Raw genomic sequence first — 20,185 nt, forward strand, 5'->3', positions numbered from 1 at the left:
GCCGCGGACGCTCCTGCTGGCGACCGCGGCGAGCGATGCCGCGACGATGACCGCCGCGCAGCCCAGCAGGACGGCCCGGGTGCCGACGAGGTCAGCGAGCGGCCCGACGAGCGCCTCGCCGAGCGGAACAGCGAGGAACGAGCCGACCATGTCGTAGGAGTAGACCCGGGCCAGCGCCTCGCGCGGCACGTGGGTCTGCAGCGACTGGTCCCAGGCGATGGCGAACACCTCGAGCGCGACGCCGCCGAGCGCGAAGGCGACGATCAGGGCGGGGAGCGCGGGGACGACTCCGAGGGCCGCGACCGGGACGGCCGTCACCGCCATCAGGGCGACGCCGATGGCCAGCGCCCGCCGCGGCCGCCAGCGCAGCGCGATGACGGCGCCGATCGCGAGGCCGACGGTCTGCGCGGCGATCACCAGCCCCCAGGCCGCGCGGCCGAAGGACTCGTCGGCGATCACCGGCCCGAGCACCGTGGTCGCGCCGACGAAGGCCGCGTTCAGCACCGTGAACTGGGCCACGACGATCCAGACCCAGCGCCGGCCGGAGAACTCCCGCCAGCCCTCGCGGAGGTCGCCGAGCACGGAGCCGGGGGCGCCGGACCGGGTCGCCGCGGGCAGGCGCAGTCCGGAGTAGAGGAGCGCGGCGAGCGCGAAGCCGGCCGCGTCGATCGCGAGGCCCCAGCCCGGACCGACCAGGGCCACGACGCCGGCGCCGCCCGACGCGCCCGCGATCGTCCCGGCGTTCAGGCCCAGGCGGAGCAGCGCGTTCGCCGGCCGCAGCTCGGCCGCGGGGACGGTCTCCGGGACCAGGGCCGACGCGGCGGGCAGGCTCATCGCCGCGACGGCGCCGTTCAGCACGCCGAGCACGACGAGGGCGGAGATGCTCGCGGTCCCGGTGATGACCAGGGCGGCGACGACCGCCTGCGTGCCGGCGGCGGCGAGGGAGGTGCCGACCAGGATCACGGAGCGCGGCAGCCGATCGGCGAGGACGCCGCCGAGCAGCAGCACGGCGACGTTGGCGAGCGAGCGCGCGGCGACGACCAGGCCGAGGTCGGTCACCGAGCCGGTCAGATCGAGGACCGCGAAGGCCAGGGCGATCGGTGCGACGGCGTTGCCGAGCACGGCGGTCGTGCGCGCAGCGAGGAGCCACCGGAACGGGCGGTGCGCGAGGGGGCCGCGTGCCCGGCTCCCGGGCGGCGGGGTCACGGCCGCCGCAGCGGGAACAGCGCGGTCGTCATCGACACCGGCACCGTGCCCGGGCTCCGGGGCGGCCGGGCCGCCGCGTGCAGCAGCGCGGACGCCTCGCCGACGTGCCGGACGACCCGCCGCCAGGTCTCCGGGTCGACCCAGAGCTCGGCGTCCGTCGACAGCTGCGGGCCGTCGGCGCGGGCCGCGGATCGGCGCCGCAGCTCCTCGATCAGCGCCTCCAGGTACAGCTGCCGGTCCTCCGCCGACCCGGCGTCGACGGCCGCGGTCACATCGAACGGCCGCCCGGAGGACTCGTGCCGGTAGCGCTTCGCCTCGCCACCGCGCAGCCGCACCGTCTCGACCACCCGCACCAGCCCGGCCCGCTCGAGCACGCGGAAGTGGTAGCTCGCGGTCGCCTGCGAGAGGCCCAGCTCGCCCGCGGCCTCGGCGGCGCTCGCCGCGGCGCCGGTCACCAGGGACAGCAGCCGGAGCCGGATCGGGTGGGCGGTGGCGCGCAGCTCCTCGAGAGTGGACATGCGGCCATCGTCACGCGGCGCCCGGCGGACCGTCAAACGGGTCTTTGGGGGTCGCCGCACCCCGCGGAGCAGCGAGGGCTACTGCGAGAGCTCCCGGTCGAGCCGGTCGAGGAGCACCTCGAGCGAGATCTCGAACTCCTCGTCGCTGTGGTCCTCGCTGAGCAGGCCGCGCAGCCGCCGGACCTCGGGCGCGACGTCGAGGGAGACGTTCCCGTCGCCCTGCGGGATCGTCGCGTCGCCCTCGTCGAGCGGGAGGTCGGTCGGCGAGGTCTCGGCGCCCTGCACCACGGCCTGCAGCAGCAGCTGGCCGAGCAGGAAGCTGCTGAACGAGCGGTAGGCGCCGACGGCCTGCGCGTCGGTGAGCCCGCTGCCGGTGAGCGAGCGGAGGAAGGTGTTCACGGCCTCGATGCTGCGCAGCGGCGGGCGGAGCCACGGAGCCGCGGGGTGCCGGGTCGCGACCAGCGGGAAGGCCCTCGGATGGTCGGTCGCGATGCGCCGGACCTCGTGCGCGGCCGTCTGCAGGAACTCCTGCCAGTGCCGGCTCTCGGCCTCGTCCAGGCGCACGGTGAGCTCGCGCATCAGCAGCGCGATGACGCCCTCGAGGAGGTCCTCCTTGCCGTGCACGTAGCGGTAGAGCGACATCGCCTCGACGCCCAGCTCCTGCGCGAGGGTTCGCATGGAGAGCGCCTCGGGGCCGGTGCGGTCGATCATCGCGAGCGCGGTCTCCACGATGAGGTCCCGGCTGAGCTTGCGGGCGGGGGAGCCGCTCCGCTTCGGCTTCTCGCTGTCGGTCATGCACCGCGCCTTCCTGCAGTGCCCGCCCGCCCGGATACCAGGTGCGGTGCCGCGAAGGCAAGCACCTCCACCGTAACAACCCTTACACCGTAAGCTTCGACCAGGCTTACGCTGTAAGTGTGCCGCTGCCGGACCGTGCTCCCTGCGGTCCCCGCGCCGGTCCGCCTCCCCGAGGAGCGCGCACCACCCCGCAGAACCCGCTGCGCCGGTGGCGGCGCCCCGTTTCGCCTCCGCCCCGCACCAGCGACCCCGCGGCACCGTCCCGGGAGAGAAGAGAGAGCACCATGATCGACAGCAGCAGCATCGACAGCCTGATCGGCGCCGACGTGCACGGCAGCGACGACGCCAAGATCGGCACCGTCGGCCAGGTCTACGTCGAGGACAGCACGCAGACCCCGACCTGGGTCACGGTCCGCACCGGCCTCTTCGGCTCCTCGGAGTCGTTCGCGCCCCTCGCGGACGCGAGCTACGAGGGCGGCGTCCTCCGCGTCGGCTACGAGAAGGCCTTCGTCAAGGACGCCCCGCGCGTCGAGGACGACGGCCAGCTCTCCGCCGACGAGGAGCAGGCCCTCTACTCCTACTACGGGCTCGGCGGCACCGACGCGGCGCCGACCGAGGCGCCCCTCTACGACCAGGACGCCGACCGCGGCGCCGGCACGGACAGCGGCGTCGACCGCAGTGCCGACCTCGCCGCCGACCGCGACCGCGGCACCGAGGGCCACGACACGTCCGGTCCGAACACCGACGACGCGATGACCCGGTCCGAGGAGCGCCTGCGCGTCGGCACCGAGCGGGTCGAGGCCGGCCGCGCCCGCCTGCGCAAGCACATCGTCACCGAGCAGGTCTCGAAGACGGTCCCGGTCAGCCACGACGAGGTCACCCTCACCCGCGAGCCGATCACCGAGGCGAACGCTGGCGACGCGCTCGCCGGTCCCGACCTCAGCGAGGAGGAGCACGAGGTGATCCTCACCGAGGAGCGCGTCGTCACCGCGAAGGAGACGGTCCCCGTCGAGCGCGTGTCGCTCGGCACCGAGACCGTCACCGAGCAGCGCACCGTCGACGCCGACGTCTCGCACGAGGAGATCGAGCTCGTCGAGCCCGAGGCCACCGGCACCCGCACCTCCGCCGAGGAGACCGTCGCCGACCGCGACGCGCGCTCCTAGCGATCCCCGCGGCGGCCGGTGAGCAGCACCGCCCACCGGCCGCCGCACCCGCTCCACTCCGCACGACCCCCTGCACCACCCTCACCCGTCCTGCTCCGGACCGTGCCCGAAAGGCTCCCCCATGGATCTCCCCGCCGCTCTACAGAACGGACTGGCCGCGGTCATCGCGTTCGTCCCGCTCGCGCTGCTGTTCCTGCTCATCCTCATCGTCGGCCTGATCGTCGCCAAGCTCATCGAGAAGGGCCTCTCGCGCCTGCTCACCAAGGTCGGCTTCGACCGCGCCGTCGAGCGCGGCGGCATCAAGAAGGCGCTCGCGAACTCGACGCTGGACGCCTCCGACATCGTGTCGAAGATCATCTACTACACGCTCGTGCTCTTCGTCCTGCAGTTCGCCTTCGGGGTCTTCGGCCCCAACCCGGTCAGCGACCTGCTGCAGGGCATCATCGGCTTCCTGCCGAAGATCATCGTGGCGATCATCATCGTCGTCCTCGCCGCCGCGATCGCCGCGGGCGCCAAGGGCCTGATCCAGAACACCCTGGGCGGTCTCTCCTACGGCAAGGTGCTCGGCAACATCGTCGCGGTGTTCATCCTCTTCCTCGGGGTTACCGCGGCCCTGAACCAGATCGAGGTCGCGACGACGGTCACCACGCCGATCCTCATCGCCGTCCTCGCGATCATCGCGGGCGTCATCATCGTCGGCGCCGGCGGCGGCCTCATCAAGCCGATGCAGCAGCGCTGGGAGGCGATCCTCACGAAGGCCGAGGAGGAGGCGCCGAAGATCCAGCAGGAGGCGCAGAACGCTCCGTCCGTCACCGAGCAGGCGAAGCGCGCCGCCGACCAGGCGAAGCAGGCCGCTCCGGCGACCACCGCGCGCCGCCCCCGCTAGGCGCACGACCGCACCGCCCGCACCACCCGCGGCCGGCCCCGCTCGCTCCGAGCAGGGCCGGCCGCGTCCGCAGCAGATCGAGGGGACCGCATGAGCGCGACACCGACCGAGCCGACACCGACCGAGCCGACCTCGACCGAGCCGGCCGCGTCCGAGCCGGCGCCGACCGCCGAGGTGGTCCTGCACGAGGAGCGCCTCCTCGTCGGCACGCGCAGGCACGCGACCGAGCGCGTCCGGGTCAGGCGGGTCGTCGTGACCGAGCAGCGCACGATCACGGTCGAGGTCCGCCGCGAGGAGCTGCGCGTCACCCGCGAGCCGATCGCCGACGGCCCGCCGCTGCCGGACGCGATCGCGGCGGCCCCGCAGGAGCCGATCGTCGTGGTCCTGCACGAGGAGCGGATCGCCCTCACCCGGACCGTCGTCCCCGTCGAGCGCGTGACGGTGCGGGTCGAGTCCGTCGCCGGCGCCCGCGACGTCACCGCGTCGCTGCGCCACGAGGTCGCCGACGTCGAGTCGTCGACGGCGCGGGAGCAGGAGAGCCCCGACCTGTTCTGATGTCGGCCCCCGCCGCTACGGTCGAGCGATGACCCCGTCCCTTCCCGCCTCGCCGGTCCCCGCTGTCTCCGCCGAGGAGTGGGCCGACCTGCGCGAGCGCGTCCGCCGGACCCGCTGGTCGCCCGAGTGGCCGGTCGAGGGCTGGTCGGCGGGGACCGACCAGGCCGAGCTGCGGCGGCTGGCGCGGCGCTGGGCGGAGGAGTTCGACTGGCCGGCGCAGGAGCGGCGGATGCGCGCGCTGCCGTGGGCGCAGGCCGATCTCGACGGAACGCCCGTGGCCTATCTCTGCTTCGAGGCGGAGACGCCCGGTCGCCTGCCGATCGTCCTCACGAACGGCTGGCCCAGCACCGCGCTCGAGCTGGTGGCGCTCGCCGAGCGGCTCGCCACGCCGTCGCGGTTCGGCGGCGACCCGGCCGAGGCGGCCACCGTCGTCGTGCCCGCGCTGCCGGGCTTCCCGTTCTCGCCGCAGCGGCCCGGGCTGGACGAGCAGACGCACGAGCTCTCGCACCGGCTGATGACCGAGGAGCTCGGCTTCGCCCGCTACGCCGCGCACGGCGGCGACCTGGGGGCCGGCATCACGTCGCGGCTGGCCGAGAGCCACCCGGAGGCGGTGGCGGGGATCCACCTGCTCGCGGTCGCCTCGCCGCAGCACGTCGACGAGGACTCGCTCACCGCCGAGGAGCGCGAGCACCTCGAGGAGCAGCGCACCTGGTTCGCGGACGAGGGCGCCTACGAGCACCAGCAGCAGACCCGGCCGCTCACCCTCGCGCCCGCGCTGTCCGACTCGCCGGTCGGCCTGCTCGCCTGGATCCTCGAGAAGCACCGGGCCTGGAGCGACTGCGGCGGGGACGTCGCGACCCGCTTCGACGACGAGTACCTGCTCACCCTCGCGTCGCTCTACTGGTTCACCGACTCGATCGCCACGTCGCTCCGGCCCTACTGGGAGTACGCGACCGGGCGGACGGCGCGGGTCGGCGAGGTGGGCGTGCCGACCGCGGTCGCGGTCTTCCCCTTCGACCTCACGCACCCGCCGCGCAGCTGGGCCGAGCGCAGCTACGACGTCGTCCGCTACACACCGATGCCCCGCGGCGGCCACTTCGCCCCGCACGAGGAGCCGGACCTGCTCGCCGCCGACATCCGCGCGCTGCTGGCGCTGGTGCAGTAGCGCGCGTTTCTCCGCGGCAAAAGGCCAACAGCCTGTTGGCCGATTGGGCGCGCGGTTCTGGCGCCCCACCACGTTTCCCTTGCGGCCGCCCCCGCTCCGCGCGTAGCGTCGACGCGTACCTCGTCGCGAGCCGCGACGTCGGGGCGGCCACCTCACCGGCCGGCCGATCGGCTCGCGGACACGGGGGCTCCCCGCAGGAAAGACGGTCTCGTGCGCATCAGCACCGGTACTGCGTCCACGACGCAGCAGCTGCCCTCGCACTGACGACCCCTGCTCCCGCCCGCTGAACCGGGTGGACGCGTGCCCCCGCCTCGGCGGAGCGCGGCGGTCGTCGTGCGCCGACGCGACCACCGGGAGCACCGTGCCCTCCACTTCACCGACCCCTCCGTCCCTCGTCCTCACCGACTGCTCGTTCGCCTGGCCGGACGGCTCGATCGTCCTCGACCACGTGACCGCCGCGTTCGGCCGCGGCCGCACCGCGCTCGTCGGGGCCAACGGCGCCGGCAAGTCCACACTCGTGCGGCTCGTCGCCGGCGAGCTCGCGCCGACGGGCGGGACCGTCACCGCGACCGGCGCGGTCGACCTGCTGCCGCAGCGCTTGCCGCGCGGCGCCGACGACACCGTCGCCGATCTGCTCGGGATCCGCGGCCGGCTCGACGCGCTGCACGCGATCCTGGCCGGCGACGCCGGGGCGGACCGCTTCGAGGCGCTCGCCGACGACTGGGACGTCGAGGCCCGGGCCATCGCCGCGCTGGGCCATGCCGGACTCGACCTCGACGCCGCCGATCTGCTCCGTCCCGTCTCGATGCTCTCCGGCGGGCAGGCGGTCCTCGCGGCCGTGACGGGAGTGGCGCTGCGCGGCCGGCCGATCGCGGTGCTCGACGAGCCGACGAACGACCTCGACCGCCGCTCCCGGCAGCTGCTGCTCGCGCTCGTCGACGGCTGGCGCGGCACCCTCGTCGTCGTCAGCCACGACCGGGAGCTGCTCGAGCACGTCGACGAGATCGCGGAGCTGCGCGACGGCGACCTGCGCACCTCGGCGGGCACGTTCTCGGACTTCGAGGAGCGGCTCGCCGTCGAGCGCACGGCGGTCGAGCGCGACGTCCGGGCGGCCGAGCAGGTACTGCGGGCCGAGAAGCGGCAGCGGATCGAGGCGCAGACGACGATCGCCCACCGCGCGAAGGCGGGCGAGAAGTCGGGGCGGTCGATGCCGAAGATCGTCGCGGACTACCGTCGAGGCCGTGCGGAGGGGACCGCCGGGCGGCTCCGCTCCGGCCACGCGGAGGCCGAGGCGCGCGCGAAGGAGCGGGTCGACGAGGCGTCCGGGCGGCGCCGCGACGACGACGCGGTGCGGCTCGACCTGCCCGACCCGGGCGTGCCCGCGACCCGGCGGCTCGCCGAGCTGACCGTCCGCGGCCGGACCACGGTGCTCCAGGGCCCGGAGCGCCTCGGCCTGATCGGCGCCAACGGCACCGGCAAGACGCTGCTGCTCGAGCGGCTCGTCGGCGCGGAGCCGGCCCGCCCGCATCCCGTGCCCGCCACGGACGCGCGGGCGCTCACCGACCGCATCGGCTACCTCGCCCAGCACCGCGAGGACATGCTCGACGACGACCGCACGGTGCTCGAGCACGTCGCCCGGGCCGCGCCGGACCTGCCGATCCCGGCCCTGCGCGACGCGCTCGCGCGGCTGCTGCTGCGCGGCGCGATCGTCGACAGGCCCGCGTCGACGCTCTCGGGCGGGGAGCGCTTCCGGGTGGCGCTCGCCGGAGTGGTCCTCGCGCGACCGGTGCCGCAGCTGCTCGTGCTCGACGAGCCGACGAACGACCTCGACCTGGCGACGGCCGACCACCTGGTCGAGGTGCTGCGGGCCTGGCGCGGGGGACTGCTCGTCGTCAGCCACGACGACGCGTTCCTGGATCGGCTGGAGCTGGACGGGCGGCTGGAGCTGGACGGGCGGCTGGTGCTGGACGCGCCGGGGACGGTGGACGCGCCGTGAGCTCAGCCGGTGGGGGTGCCGAGGTCGAGGGCGGCGACGACCTCGGCGACCCGGGCGCGCGCCAGTGCGTCGAGTCCGCGGATCGGGCGGGGGAGGCAACCGGGAGCGGCGAGGCCGAGCTGCTCGGCGATCGCGGCGATCACCCGGTAGCTGCCGCCGTGCTCGGCGAAGAGGTTCCAGAGCGGCTGCAGCCGGGCGGCCTCGGCCTCGGCGGCGGCGCGGTCGCCGGACTGTGCGGCGCGCGCGATCGTCAGCGCGGGGCCGGGGAGCGTGCCGCCGATCACCGAGTACCAGGCGTCGCAGCCGGCGAGCAGGCCGCGGGCGGCGGACGCGTCGCCGGAGACGCCGATCGTGACGCCCTCCGGGACCTGCGCTCGGATCGCGGCCACCCGCTCGGCCGCGGCAGCCGGATCGGCGGGGACGCCGGGGATCTTGATCGAGGCGACCCGGGGCAGCCGCGCGATCGCGCCGTACAGCTCGTCGGTCATCGTGACGTGCGTGGTGCCGGGGTTGTCGTAGACGACCAGCGGCACGGAGAGCTGTGCGGTGACGTCCTCGTAGAGGCCGAGGGCGTCGTCGTCCGTCAGCGGCTGATAGCTGACCGGAGCGAGGAGCACCGCCGCGGCGCCCGCCTCCTGCGCGTCCTCGGCGAGGGCGAGCACCTGCGAGGTCCGCAGTGCGCTGATCCCGACGACGACCGGCACCGCTCCCGCGTGCCGCACGGCGAGCGAGGCGACCCGGCGGCGCTCCCGGCGGTCGAGGTAGGCGGCGGAGCCGGTCGAGCCGAGCGCCCCGATCGAGTCGACGCCGGCCGCGGCGAGGCGCTCGACGAGGGCGGCGAAGGCCGGCTCGTCGACGGCGTCGTCGCGGAGCGGGGTGAGCGGGAAGGCGCTGAGTCCGGTGAGCACGGTGATCCGTCCGAGGGGTCGTCGCGGGAGGGGGCCCGCCCAGTGTGCGCCGAGCGGGCGGGCGCCCGCGACTCCAGAAGCGCGGGCGGGCGCTGGTCCACGGCGGCGCCCGAGCGGCGGGTAGCCGCCGGGGGCGGCGTATCGAGCGGCGAAACCGCTTCGCGTCTCGGTGGTGGGGGAAAGGACGCGGCGGTGCCGCACCCATGCTGGTCGAGTGGCCCGCAGGGCGTATCGAGACCCGCCGTCGTCAGTAGGGCGTGTCTGCAGACTCGTCCTTCTTGCGCTGGTGGATCCCGATACGCCCCGCTCCACGGGCTCTTCGATCAGCGTGACGCGACTCCAGCGCCGCACAACATCAGCTGAGACGGGGTGGCGTCCGCTGACAGAGGAGGCCCACCAGTCTCAGCTGATGTTGTGCGCCACCCACCGCAGCAAGCCGGTCGAGCAATCCCGTAGGGGCGTCTCGAGACCCACCACCGTCAGCAGGGCGGGTCTGCAAACTGAGTTCTGGCGGTGGTGGATCTCGATAAGCCAGCTCCGCGGGCTACTCGATCGGCATGAACGGCCCGCTCGGTCGGCATCGTGAGAGGCCCTGCATCGTGAGCAGGCTTCGTCTCCGCCACCTTGCTGATCTGCGCGGACTGCCGCGCCAGCACCTCACACTCACAGTCGAGGCGGAATAGAATAAAATAAATAAGATTCGGAGATCGCGATGGCGGAGACAGCCCCCAGCCCGTTCACCCCGGGCTACGGGAAGAAGCCTGCCGTCTTCGGCGGTCACGGGGAAGCGCTCACGGAGCTCCGTGCCGTCTTCGAGACCTTGGACTTCGGCGAGAACCACTCCGTCCTGGTCTCGGGACTGCGCGGCGCCGGCAAGACCTCCTTCCTGACCACCCTCCAGGACGACGCTCGCGCCGCCGGGTGGCTGGTGATCAGCGAGGACGCCAGTGCCGGTCTCCTCGACCGGGTGATGGACTCCACGATCCCCGCCCTGATCAACGACATGGCCCCGGGCAGCCGCGCACGACTGACCTCGCTCGGGCTGTGGGAGTTCAGCGCCGAGATCGAGTACGTCGACCGGCACCGCAGCGTGAAGCCTCAGCTGCGGTACGACCTCGTCGCGCTGTCCTCCGCACTGGGCGGGGAGGGCGGCATCCTGATCACCATCGACGAGGTCTCCTCCGGCAAGGTCCGCCTGCGGGAGCTGAGCCGATTCGCGCTGCAGGTCTCGCACGCGCTTCAGGACGGTGCGCAGATCATGGTCGTCTTCGCCGGGGTGAAGGTCGGCCTCGACGCACTCCTCGCCGAGGAGCACACCACCTTCCTCCGGCGTTCCCGGGAGGTCGAGTTCGTGCGGCTGTCCGCGCCGGAGACCAGTCGAGTCTTCACGGAGACCGCCGGCCTCGGCGGACGGAGGATCGACGAGGAGGCGCTCGCCGTGCTCGTCTCCCTCTCGCAGGGCTATCCGTACCTGGTGCAGCTGGCCGGCGACTACGCCTGGCGGAACCGCTCCACTGCACCCACGATCAGCCTCGCCGACGCCACCGTCGCGCAGGACAGGGCCATCAAGGCGGTCGAGAGTCGAGTCATCAGCCGCGTCTACGGCGATCTCTCCGATGTCGACCAGAAGTTCCTCGACGCGATGGCCGAGGACGACGACCGCACGAAGATCGCCGACATCGCGAAGCGCATGGACGTCTCCGACGCGTACGTCCAGGTCTACAAGAAGCGCCTCATCGACAGCGGCTACGTCCATGCCGCGGGTCGCGGCCATGTGCAGTTCTCTCTTCCCTATCTCGGCGCCTACATCCGCCGCAGACTCGCCGCCGAGGCCAGCGATGATGCCGGCGACGGCGGCTGGGACGCCTACCCGGCGCCGGATCTGCCTTCCTGAGCCGCGTACTCCGCGGAGGCGAGGAGGCGGAGTCCGCCGTCACGCGCCGGCCCTGCGCCGCCGGAGCCCGGTGAACGCGGAGGCGTCGGGCGCTGTCGGTAGATTCGGTCGCGCCGGTGTCGATCGACGCGGGCAGCCCCTCACCCTCAGGAGCCCGGGATGACCGCCCCCACCGTCCTCTTCGTCTGCATCCACAACGCCGGTCGCTCGCAGATGGCCGCCGGCTACCTGCGCGAGCTCTCGGGCGGTGCCGTCCAGGTGCGCTCCGGCGGCTCCGAGCCGGGCGAGAGCATCAACCCGGTCGCGGTCGCGGCGATGGCGGAGGAGGGCATCGACATCTCGCAGGCGGTGCCGCAGCTGATGACCACCGAGCAGGTGCAGGCCTCGGACGTCGTGATCACGATGGGCTGCGGCGACGTCTGCCCGGTCTTCCCCGGCAAGCGCTACGAGGACTGGGACCTCGCCGACCCCAAGGGCCGCCCCCTCGAGGAGGTCCGCCCGATCCGCGACGACATCCGCGCCCGCGTGCAGGCGCTGGTGGCGGAGCTGCTGCCCACGACGCCTGCGGAGTAGCGGCCCCCGCATCGTGGTCGAGTAGGCGCCGGAGGCGGCGTATCGAGCGGTGAAGCCGCTTCGCGTCTCGGTGGTGGGGGAGAGGGCTCGGCTGCGCCGCCTCATGCTGGTCGAGTAGCCCCGCCAGGGGCGTATCGAGACCCGCCGTCGTCAGCAGGGTGGGACTGCAGACTCAGGTTCGAGCGGTGGTGGATCTCGATACGCCCGCTGTGCGGGCTACTCGATCAGCATGAGAGCGCGGGCTACTCGATCAGCATGCGGGGCGGGGCCGGCTCCGGGCGGTGGACGCCGCGGGGGCGGTAGCCGAGGGCGTCGGAGGCGCCGAGGAGGTCGGCGAGGTACCAGAGGACGGCGAGCCACATCTCGGTGCCCTGGAGGCCGGCGTCGGCGGAGTGCAGGCGGAAGGCGAAGCCGCGGCCGGGGCGCCACTGGCCGAGGACGTCCGCGAGCAGGGTGCGCACCAGCGGCTCGACCTCGGCGGCGCGGTAGCCGGTGCCGCGGGTGAGCCAGAGCGGGTGGACGAGGTCGAGGGCGGCGCAGGCGTCGACGCGCTCGGGCCGGAACCAGCGGTCGTCCCGGGCGTGCCGGAGGACGGTGTCGCGGACGGCGTCGGGGTACGGGAGCGGGCGGCCGTCCTGCACGAAGGTGCCGCGGGTCGCGCGGTACGCGCCGTTCACGAGCAGGAGCAGTCCGCGGCCGGCCGACGCCTCGCCCCACATGCCGCTGCGGGGATCGGCGCGGGTGAGCAGCCAGCCGTAGAGCGCCTCCTCGAGGCCGACCGGGACGGGATCGCCGCGGCGGCGCGTCCAGTGCAGGGCCGTGCCGAGGGCGTCGACGTGGTGGCCGGCGTTCCACGGGTCGTCGCGCCAGCGCAGCCCGTCGAGCCGCGCGACCAGGCCCTCCGGGGTCTCCTCGGTCACGGCGGTCAGCGGCTGCGCGAACTCCGACCCGAGCAGGTCGAGCGCGTAGCCCGCACTGAGCACGCGGTACGCGGCCTCCGGATCGGTCCAGAGGTCCCTCCCCGGGACCGGCAGCCCGCGGAGCCGCGCGACGACCGCGGCGGGATCGATTCCGGGAGGCGGCGTGCCGAGCAGGAGGTCGGCGAGCTCGACCGCGTCGCCGAGCGCGCGGTCGGTCGGGGCGGCGCCCGGCCGGTCGCGGAAGGCGGGCCCGTCGTGGAGTGCGGGCCCGTTGTGGAGTGCAGGTCCGTCCTGGAGAGCCGGCCCGTCATGAGGTACCGGCCCGTCGTCCACGAGCGCACCGCGCAGGATCCCCTCGATCTCTTCCCGGGCGCGATCCGCCAGGCGCGCGGCGTCCGAGACCTCGGCGGCCACGGGCGGCACCCGCCAGCGCAGCCGCCGCGCGGGGTTGCCGCCGACGACCGCACCGGCCGCCACGTCCTTCGTCACGACCGCGCCGGCGGCGAGCACCGCGTGGTCGCCCACCGTCACGCCGTCGAGCACGACGACGTGCGAGCCGATCCAGACGTCGTCTCCGATGCGGATGCCGCGCGAGCTCAGCGGCTGGCGGAACACCTCGGTGCCGGGCTCCATCGAGTGGTTGAAGCCGAGGATCGACGTGTGCGCGCCGACCCGCACGGCCGAGCCGAGGACGACGCTCCCGCGCACCACCGTGTAGGGGTTGAGCGAGCAGTCGGCGCCGATCTCGACGTCGCCCGTCAGGTATGCGCCCGCCGCGAGATACGAGCGGTCGCCCAGCACGAGGCGCTCGGGGTCGACCGCGGCCGACTCCGCGACGAAGCAGTCGGCGCCGATCGTCCAGCCGGGGTGCGCGGCCAGGAGCTCGCGCTGCAGCTCGAGCTGGCGGGACCGCTGCTCCGGCGCGGCCTCGGCCCAGAACGACCACGGCGAGTGCTCGTGGCGGTCGATCACCGCGCGCCGTCCGGCTGCCCGTCCGCCGGGCGCCCGGGAGCCGCCGTCGAGGCGCGGACGATCAGGCTCGGGTTGAGCTGCACGCGGTGCACGGGCCGCTCGGGGTCCTCGATCCGCTGGACGAGCAGCCGGACCGCGGCCTCGCCGACGCCGGCGCGCGGCGGGCTCACCGCGGTCAGCGCGGGCGTGAACAACTGGGCGACCTCGTCGTCGTAGGCGATCACCGAGAGGTCGCCGGGCACGGAGATGCCGCGGTTGAGCGCGAGGTCGACGAAGGCCATCGCCTCGGGGTCGGAGTGCACGAGCAGGGCGGTGACGCCGGTCTCGAGGGCCGTCTCCAGGGCCGCGTTGACCACCTCGGAGAAGTCGGCGCTACCGCGGTCGGGGAGCGTCTCCTCGAAGTGGTCGGCGGGGGTGAGGCCGAGCGCCTCGCAGGCCGAGAGCCAGCCCGCGGCGATCTTGCGCGAGGTGGGCGAGTTCCGCGACAGGATCAGGCCGACCTTGCGGTGGCCGAGCTCGGCGAGGTGGCGGGCGGCGAGCACGGCGCCGAGCGCGTGGTCGGTGGTGACCGACTCGGCGGGCGTGCCCTCGGGCTCGAGCACGGCGTCGCGCTCGACCAGGACCGACGGGACCCCGCAGTCGGCGAGCCAGCGGAGGACGTCGCCCGAGTGCTCCGTGTCGGTGTTGGGAGCGACGATCAGCCCGCGCACGTCGCCGGAGCGCAGCAGGCGCTCGAGCACGGGGCGCTCGTCCTGCAGCTCGTAGGAGGCGCCGCGCAGGACGACGTCGTAGCCGAGGCTGCGGCCGGTCGCCTCCATCGCGTGCAGCACGCCGGGCCAGTAGTAGTTGAGCGAGGGCACCAGGACGGCGATCGAGCCGAGCTTGACCTCCTCCGGCTCCGGGGCGGGGGCCGTGTGGCCGGCCGACCCGGAGAGGACGACCGCGCCGCCGTGCACGCGGCTCAGCAGGCCCTCGCGCTCCATCTGCACCAGATCGCGGCGAAGCGTGACCGTCGCCACGCCGAGCGCCTCGGTCAGCTGGGAGATGCGGACGGCGCCGTCGACGCCCAGGGCCGCGAGGATGTGCGCCCGTCGCTCGGCGGCGAGGGGAGGGGACTGGGTCTGGTCGCTCATCGTTGCTCTCCGATCGGTGGGTCCAGGTCTATCGCGATCCGCAGCTCCCTGCGCGCCGTGGCGTCGATCTCCAGCAGCGTCAGCCGCTCGCCCCAGACGCTCGTGAGCATCGGATCGTCCAGCTCGCGGACGATGGTGCGGTGCTCGCAGGCCGGATCCCAGGCGATCCGGAGCGGCCGCGCGCCGCCGAGCGGGCGGACCCGGGCGGCTCCGCGCTCGGTCACGACGTCTCCCGCGAGGAGCAGTCGGATCGCGGTGCCGGGCTCATCGTCCTGATCGTCCCACGGGGCGAGGTCCCAGCGGTCCTCGAGCACGACCCTTGCGGACGGGCGGTCGAGGGAGACGGTGCGGCGCCAGGAGCGCAGCCCCGTGCCGGGGTAGGCGGCGGCGAGCTCTGCGGAGAACGCGGCGGACGCGTCGCTCAGCGCGACCGAGACGTCCGCAGCGGCCGCCTCCCGCCCGGGCGGCTGCCCGAGGCCGCGGACGACGGGCAGGTTGTGCCACTCGCTGCGCATCGTCCAGATGCCGTAGCGCTCCGGGCCGAAGGTGGCGGCGGTGTAGGTGGGGCGGCCGGCGTCGACGACGACGGGCACGCCGTCGCTCGCCACCTGGAACGCGCCGACGTCGTTGTGGTTGTGGTGCTCGGCGTTGTGGCCGCCCTTGGCGACGAGGGTCAGACCCTCCGCCGACCCTGCGGTCGTGCGGGCGAGGAGCACCTGGACGGACTCGAGCCAGACCTCGCGGGGGAGGGGAGGCCGGGCGGCGGGCGCCGCGGTCCAGAGCGGGTCGGTCGCTCCGCGCAGCAGGCGGCCGAGCCCCTCCTTCTCGGAGGCGGCGGGCTCGGCGGGGGAGCGCTGCGCGGCGGCGTGCGCCATCGCGGCGGTGTCGCCGACCCGGCGGCCGGCCCGGTGCACCGCGTGCCAGGGCTGGTCGCGCGACTGCAGCGCCTGGCCGTCGGCGTGCGCGACGTACCAGTCGCCGCCGAGGTGCGAGCGGTGCGGGAAGGCGACGGTCGCGCGCAGGGCGGGCACGGCCGAGGCGTCCCAGGCGCCGCCGGTCGCGTGCGCGAGGATGTCGAGCGCCTCGAGGGCGCGGCAGGCGCCGTTCCACCAGTAGGCGTAGCCCTCGTCGATCGCGCCGTCCTCGGGGAGCACGGCGACGTAGCGGTCCAGGGCGGCGACGGCGCGGGTGACGACGGCGGCGCGCTCCTCCTCCTCGCCCGGAGCGTCGAGCAGGCGCAGGGCGGCGACCAGCACGTTGCCGGTGATCCAGGGGTTCCAGTTGTGCACGTCGCCGTCCAGGCCCAGCCAGTGCCAGTCGTCGCGGGCGAGGAACGGGGCGAGCACGCGCTCGCGGGTCTCGCGGCGGATCCTGCGGCGCAGCCCCGGATAGCGGTCGTCGAGGCGCTCGCCGAGCGCGTGGTCGAGCCAGGCGAGCTGGCCGGCGACCTCGCCCGCGCCGAGGTCGAGGAAGGGGTCGGCGACGTCGGCGAGCACCGAGCCGTGCCGGCTCAGCGCGTCGTCGTGGGCCGGCCAGCACCAGGAGCTCTGCTCGAGGAGCAGCTGCACGCCGTCGGCGACCTGATCGAGCCAGGCGTCGCCCTCAGGTGCGCCGCCGGTGCTCGCGGCCAGCAGCACCGCGCGGCTCAGCCGCCGCTGCCGCTCGAACGCGCGCTGCTCCCAGCCGTCCCGGTTGCCGTCGCGGTGCACGCGCACGGCCTGGCTGGCGAGCGGCTGCGGCCACGGCGCGAGCAGGTCGGCGGCGGCGCGCTCGGCGACCGCGGCGAGTGTCGTCGCATCGGCCGCGGCCCAGGCCTCCCGGTCGGCGGCGGTCGGCACCGGCAGCGACTGCTCGGGAGAGAGGAGGACCCCGCGCGCCGAGAGCGGACGGTCGGGCGAGAACGCGGCCGCGAGCGGGCCGCGGAAGGACTCGATCACGCCCGGCGACGATGCCGGGACGGGGTGCTTTGGCATGCAACTGATCATAATCAATCATTTTGCTCCAACCAAAACATTGAGGTGATCGATTTCCGTATGTATAGTCCTGTTCTGTTCAGTGCCGCTCACGTCAGCGTGGGCCGCTCACGTCAGCGTGGGACAGAGCGCGGACATCACGATTCAAAGGAGAACCGCCGTGGACGAGGGGAACCTCCGCGCCGACTGGACGCGCGAGCACTGGCTCGCCGTCGCGGACGCGCTCCTCGCCGCCGTGGCCCCCTTCGCCAGCGTCGGCCACGGCCGGATCACCCTCCCCGGCGCCGAGGGCGGCTACGGCCGCGCGGTCGACGGCCTCGAGGGCTTCGCCCGCACCTTCCTGCTCGCCGGCTTCCGCATCGCCGGAGCGCGCGGCGAGGGCGTCGACGACCTGATCGACTTCTACCGCCGCGGCGTCGAGACCGGCGTCGACCCCGACGCGGAGGACCGCTGGGTCCGGATCGACGAGCACGCGCAGGCCAAGGTCGAGGCGGCGTCGATCGCGCTGGTGCTCGACCTCACGCGCCCCTGGATCTGGGACCGCCTCGACGCGCGGACCCAGCAGCGCGTCGTCGACTACCTCGCCCCGGTCGTCGGCGACGACAGCTACCCGCAGACCAACTGGGTCTGGTTCCGCCTGGTCGTCGAGACCTTCCTCCGCTCGGTCGGAGGCCCGTGGTCGGCGCAGGACGTCGCCGCGGACCTCGCCCGCCACGACTCCTTCGTCCGCGAGGACGGCTGGCTCGCCGACGGCTCGGAGCGCGCCTACGACCACTACGTCGGCTGGGCGCTGCACGTGTACCCCGTGCTCTGGGCGCGGATGTCCGGCGCGGAGGAGCTGGCCGCCCCGCGTGCCGCCGCCGACGTCGCCCGGCTCGACCGCTACCTCTCCGACGCGCTGGCGCTCGTCGGCGGCGACGGCTCGCCGCTGCTGCAGGGCCGCAGCCTGATCTACCGCTTCGCCGCCGCCGCGCCGTTCTGGGCCGGTGTGATCGCCGAGGTGCCCTCGCACTCCCCGGGTCGGCTCCGCCGCGCCGCGAGCGCGATCGTCGGGCACTTCGCCGACAACGGCGCCCCCGGCGAGGACGGCCTGCTCTCGATGGGCTGGCACGACCCGTGGCGCGAGCTCGCGCAGTCCTACTCCGGCCCCGGCTCGCCGTACTGGGCGGTCAAGGGCATGCTCGGCATCCTGCTCCCGGCCGAGCACCCGGTCTGGACCGCGGCCTCCGAGCCGCTCCCGGCCGATCTGCTCCCGATCGAGCAGGGCGACGACCTCCGCGCGATCGTCTCGCCCGGCTGGATCGTCTCGGGCACGCACGCCGACGGCATCGTCCGCGTCGTCAACCACGGCACCGACAAGGCGCTGCCCGGCGCGACGACCGGCGACTCCCCGCTCTACGCCCGCCTGGGCTACTCCACCGCCACCGCGCCGCTGCTCGACGAGCGTGGCTGGGCGGAGGCGCTCGAGCAGAGCGTCGCGCTGGTCGACGCCGACGGCGAGGCGACCCACCGCACCGGCATGACGCTGACCGAGGTCCGCCTGGACGCGGACGGCCGGGTCGGCGTGGCCGGCTCGAGCGGGGACGCGCACTGGATCAGTCCGGAGCGCAGCAGCCACCGCCACGGCGAGGGACTGCGCGGAGCCGTCCGCGTCGCCGGCCGGATCAGCGTGCACTCGCTGGTCCGCGGCCCGTGGGAGCTGCGCCTCGTCCGCATCGACGAGCTCGCCGAGGGCGTGCGGGCGGAGGAGATCGCCCTGCGCATCGGCGGCTGGCCGCTGGCCGGCGCCGAGATCGCCGCGGACACGAGCGCCGCGACGGCCGAGGCCTCGAACGGCCGCCTCACGACTACCCTGACCTCCCTCACTCCCGGCGCCGTCCCCGAGGTCGTCGCCCGCGACGGCGCGAGCCCGCTCGGCCCCGCGGTCGGCGTGCCGACGCTCACCCTCCCGGCGGAGGTCGACGCCCTCGTCGTCGCGCTGGTCGGCCTCACCGGTGAAGAAGCAGCCGGAGCGGAGGCCCCTTCCGCGGGCCTCGCCGCCGTCGATGTCGCCCCCGACGGCGACGCCCTGTCCGTGACGGCGACCTGGCCCGACGGCCTCGTCACCGAGCACCGACTCCCAGATTCCGGACGCGCCGCTCGGCAGCTCCGGTACCCGAGGACCCGAGGTGGAGTCCCGGACGCAGATGCAAAGGAGCAGCACGCATGAAGAGAAGATTCGCCGCAGCCGGAGTGGCCCTGGTCGCCGCCCTGTCCCTCACCGCCTGCTCGGGTGGGGGCGGGGGCGGCGACGCGCCCGCCGCCGACGGCCCGATCACGCTCAGCCTCTCCGGCTGGAGCCTGAGCACGACGCCGGAGTTCCAGGCGCTCGCCGACGCGTTCCACGAGAAGGACCCCGACGTCACGATCGAGGTCAAGGAGTACGACGCGACCAACTACGACACCCTGATGACCGCGGACCTCGCGGCCGGCAGCGGTCCGGACATCGTCACGCAGAAGAACGTCAAGAACGTCGTCACCTACCAGGCCGGCGGCCAGCTCCTCGACGTCTCCGACATCGAGCTGCCCGACGACCTCGGCGGCGTGGAGGCCTACCAGGTCGACGACAAGCAGTGGGCGGCGCCCTACCGCCAGGACTCCTGGGTCCTCTTCTACAACAAGGCCCTCTTCGACCAGGCCGGCGTCGCCTACCCCGACGGCTCCTGGACCTGGGACGACTACGAGGCCACCGCCGAGCAGCTGACCACCGCGCTCGCCGCGGCCGGCAGCAGCGCCGTCGGCACCTACGAGCACAGCTGGCAGTCGACGGTGCAGGGCTTCGCGAGCGCGCAGACCCCGGACATCGACATCCTCGACGCCGACTACGGCTACCTCGAGCCCTACTACGAGCGCGCCCTCGCGCTCCAGGACGCGGGTGCGCAGGCGGAGTACAACACGATCGTCGCGAACAAGCTCACCTACCAGGCCGAGTTCGGCAAGCAGAACGCCGCGATGATGCCGATGGGCACCTGGTTCGTCGCGTCGCTGATCGCCCAGCAGGCCTCCGGCGACTCGGACACCTTCGACTGGGGCTTCGCCCCGATCCCGCAGTTCGACGAGTCGACCACCGGCATGGACCAGACCCCGGTGACCTTCGGCGACCCGACCGGCTTCGGCATCAACGCCGGCATCGACTCGGGCAAGCAGGCCGCGGCCAAGGAGTTCCTCGAGTTCGCGTCGAGCGAGGAGGGCGCGGAGGTCGTCGCCTCCCTCGGCATCACCCCCGCCCTGACCAGCGACGCGGTCGCCGAGGCCTACTTCGCGGTCGACAGCGCGCCGACCGACGAGGTCTCGAAGTTCGCCTGGTCCACGCACGACACCAAGCCGGAGAACCCGACCTCGGCCAAGACGGCCGCCGTCCAGAACGTGCTCCTCGACCTGCACACCGCCGTCATGTCGGGCTCGACGAGCCTCGACGACGCCGTGAAGAGCGCCGAGGACCGCGTGAAGAACGAAGTCGGCACGAACTGACTCCCCGCGGTGGCCGGC

At 74.1% G+C, this 20,185-nt stretch carries 15 protein-coding genes and 1 pseudogene; 9 read left to right on the forward strand and 7 right to left on the reverse strand.

Going from position 1 to position 20,185, the window contains the following annotated elements:
- Window positions 1-27: 27 nt before the first annotated feature.
- The 3 genes and pseudogenes from EDF22_RS21145 to EDF22_RS17955 all read right to left on the reverse strand — a co-directional run.
- Window positions 28-1,206 (reverse strand): annotated as a pseudogene (locus EDF22_RS21145) (MFS transporter); the annotation flags it as partial.
- On the reverse strand, window positions 1,203-1,724 hold the full coding sequence (locus EDF22_RS17950; RefSeq protein WP_123706180.1) for a helix-turn-helix domain-containing protein: 522 nt from the start codon (window positions 1,722-1,724) through the stop codon (window positions 1,203-1,205). The gene EDF22_RS17950 and the pseudogene EDF22_RS21145, both read right to left, overlap by 4 nt.
- Before the next feature lie 78 nt (window positions 1,725-1,802).
- Entirely contained in the window at window positions 1,803-2,519 is a 717-nt protein-coding gene (locus EDF22_RS17955; RefSeq protein ID WP_123706181.1) for a TetR/AcrR family transcriptional regulator C-terminal domain-containing protein, read from the reverse strand.
- Window positions 2,520-2,803: 284 nt separating this feature from the next.
- On the opposite strand from EDF22_RS17955, the gene EDF22_RS17960 reads away from it, so the two are divergent.
- The 5 genes from EDF22_RS17960 to EDF22_RS17980 all read left to right on the forward strand — a co-directional run bounded on the left by EDF22_RS17960 (window position 2,804) and on the right by EDF22_RS17980 (window position 8,284).
- Window positions 2,804-3,682, forward strand: coding sequence for a DUF2382 domain-containing protein (locus EDF22_RS17960; protein ID WP_123706182.1), 879 nt, complete (start codon window positions 2,804-2,806; stop codon window positions 3,680-3,682).
- A 121-nt stretch (window positions 3,683-3,803) separates the two neighbouring features.
- Window positions 3,804-4,568 (forward strand): mechanosensitive ion channel family protein, encoded by a 765-nt coding sequence (locus tag EDF22_RS17965; RefSeq protein WP_123706183.1) that lies wholly within the window; start codon window positions 3,804-3,806, stop codon window positions 4,566-4,568.
- Window positions 4,569-4,658: 90 nt separating this feature from the next.
- Window positions 4,659-5,123 (forward strand): YsnF/AvaK domain-containing protein, encoded by a 465-nt coding sequence (locus EDF22_RS17970; protein WP_123706184.1) that lies wholly within the window; start codon window positions 4,659-4,661, stop codon window positions 5,121-5,123.
- Between the two features lie 28 nt (window positions 5,124-5,151).
- Window positions 5,152-6,288 (forward strand): epoxide hydrolase family protein, encoded by a 1,137-nt coding sequence (locus EDF22_RS17975; protein WP_123706185.1) that lies wholly within the window; start codon window positions 5,152-5,154, stop codon window positions 6,286-6,288.
- Window positions 6,289-6,649: 361 nt separating this feature from the next.
- On the forward strand, window positions 6,650-8,284 hold the full coding sequence (locus tag EDF22_RS17980; RefSeq protein WP_123706257.1) for an ATP-binding cassette domain-containing protein: 1,635 nt from the start codon (window positions 6,650-6,652) through the stop codon (window positions 8,282-8,284).
- Window positions 8,285-8,286: 2 nt separating this feature from the next.
- Here EDF22_RS17980 and EDF22_RS17985 read toward each other — a convergent pair whose 3' ends face one another.
- Complete coding sequence (locus EDF22_RS17985; protein WP_123706186.1) at window positions 8,287-9,192, reverse strand: dihydrodipicolinate synthase family protein; 906 nt, start codon at window positions 9,190-9,192, stop codon at window positions 8,287-8,289.
- Between the two features lie 712 nt (window positions 9,193-9,904).
- Here EDF22_RS17985 and EDF22_RS17990 point away from each other — a divergent pair.
- Complete coding sequence (locus tag EDF22_RS17990; RefSeq protein WP_123706187.1) at window positions 9,905-11,086, forward strand: AAA family ATPase; 1,182 nt, start codon at window positions 9,905-9,907, stop codon at window positions 11,084-11,086.
- Window positions 11,087-11,245: 159 nt separating this feature from the next.
- Window positions 11,246-11,659 (forward strand): arsenate reductase ArsC, encoded by a 414-nt coding sequence (locus tag EDF22_RS17995; RefSeq protein ID WP_123706188.1) that lies wholly within the window; start codon window positions 11,246-11,248, stop codon window positions 11,657-11,659.
- Between the two features lie 242 nt (window positions 11,660-11,901).
- Here EDF22_RS17995 and EDF22_RS21455 read toward each other — a convergent pair whose 3' ends face one another.
- The 3 genes from EDF22_RS21455 to EDF22_RS18010 are packed head-to-tail and all read right to left on the reverse strand — an operon-like array spanning window position 11,902 to window position 16,657.
- Entirely contained in the window at window positions 11,902-13,551 is a 1,650-nt protein-coding gene (locus tag EDF22_RS21455) for an acyltransferase (RefSeq protein WP_123706189.1), read from the reverse strand.
- Window positions 13,548-14,684 (reverse strand): substrate-binding domain-containing protein, encoded by a 1,137-nt coding sequence (locus EDF22_RS18005; protein WP_123447339.1) that lies wholly within the window; start codon window positions 14,682-14,684, stop codon window positions 13,548-13,550. The genes EDF22_RS21455 and EDF22_RS18005 overlap by 4 nt, the downstream gene beginning before the upstream one ends.
- A complete protein-coding gene (locus tag EDF22_RS18010) occupies window positions 14,681-16,657 on the reverse strand; it encodes a heparinase II/III family protein (RefSeq protein ID WP_123706190.1) in 1,977 nt (658 codons plus the stop codon). Before EDF22_RS18010 ends, EDF22_RS18005 begins: the two co-directional genes overlap by 4 nt.
- A gap of 160 nt (window positions 16,658-16,817) precedes the next feature.
- Between EDF22_RS18010 and EDF22_RS18015 the strand changes: the two genes are divergently transcribed.
- Both EDF22_RS18015 and EDF22_RS18020 read left to right on the forward strand, forming a co-directional pair.
- Window positions 16,818-18,866, forward strand: a complete 2,049-nt coding sequence (locus EDF22_RS18015) for a DUF2264 domain-containing protein (protein ID WP_123706191.1) — start codon at window positions 16,818-16,820, stop codon at window positions 18,864-18,866.
- Window positions 18,863-20,167: an extracellular solute-binding protein gene (locus EDF22_RS18020; protein ID WP_123706192.1), complete on the forward strand. Its 1,305-nt coding sequence runs from the start codon at window positions 18,863-18,865 to the stop codon at window positions 20,165-20,167. The genes EDF22_RS18015 and EDF22_RS18020 overlap by 4 nt, the downstream gene beginning before the upstream one ends.
- Window positions 20,168-20,185: the final 18 nt, after the last annotated feature.

It is taken from the genome of Rathayibacter sp. PhB127, from assembly GCF_003751665.1.
GTDB lineage: Bacteria > Actinomycetota > Actinomycetes > Actinomycetales > Microbacteriaceae > Rathayibacter > Rathayibacter festucae.

What these genes read in the sequence shown, in the direction of transcription:
- EDF22_RS17950 (WP_123706180.1), bottom strand. Translation starts at nt 1,724, where the DNA reads ATGTCCACTCTCGAGGAGCTGCGCGCCACCGCCCACCCGATCCGGCTC.
- EDF22_RS17955 (WP_123706181.1), bottom strand. Translation starts at nt 2,519, where the DNA reads ATGACCGACAGCGAGAAGCCGAAGCGGAGCGGCTCCCCCGCCCGCAAG.
- EDF22_RS17960 (WP_123706182.1), top strand. Translation starts at nt 2,804, where the DNA reads ATGATCGACAGCAGCAGCATCGACAGCCTGATCGGCGCCGACGTGCAC.
- EDF22_RS17965 (WP_123706183.1), top strand. Translation starts at nt 3,804, where the DNA reads ATGGATCTCCCCGCCGCTCTACAGAACGGACTGGCCGCGGTCATCGCG.
- EDF22_RS17970 (WP_123706184.1), top strand. Translation starts at nt 4,659, where the DNA reads ATGAGCGCGACACCGACCGAGCCGACACCGACCGAGCCGACCTCGACC.
- EDF22_RS17975 (WP_123706185.1), top strand. Translation starts at nt 5,152, where the DNA reads ATGACCCCGTCCCTTCCCGCCTCGCCGGTCCCCGCTGTCTCCGCCGAG.
- EDF22_RS17990 (WP_123706187.1), top strand. Translation starts at nt 9,905, where the DNA reads ATGGCGGAGACAGCCCCCAGCCCGTTCACCCCGGGCTACGGGAAGAAG.
- EDF22_RS17995 (WP_123706188.1), top strand. Translation starts at nt 11,246, where the DNA reads ATGACCGCCCCCACCGTCCTCTTCGTCTGCATCCACAACGCCGGTCGC.
- EDF22_RS18005 (WP_123447339.1), bottom strand. Translation starts at nt 14,684, where the DNA reads ATGAGCGACCAGACCCAGTCCCCTCCCCTCGCCGCCGAGCGACGGGCG.
- EDF22_RS18010 (WP_123706190.1), bottom strand. Translation starts at nt 16,657, where the DNA reads ATGCCAAAGCACCCCGTCCCGGCATCGTCGCCGGGCGTGATCGAGTCC.
- EDF22_RS18020 (WP_123706192.1), top strand. Translation starts at nt 18,863, where the DNA reads ATGAAGAGAAGATTCGCCGCAGCCGGAGTGGCCCTGGTCGCCGCCCTG.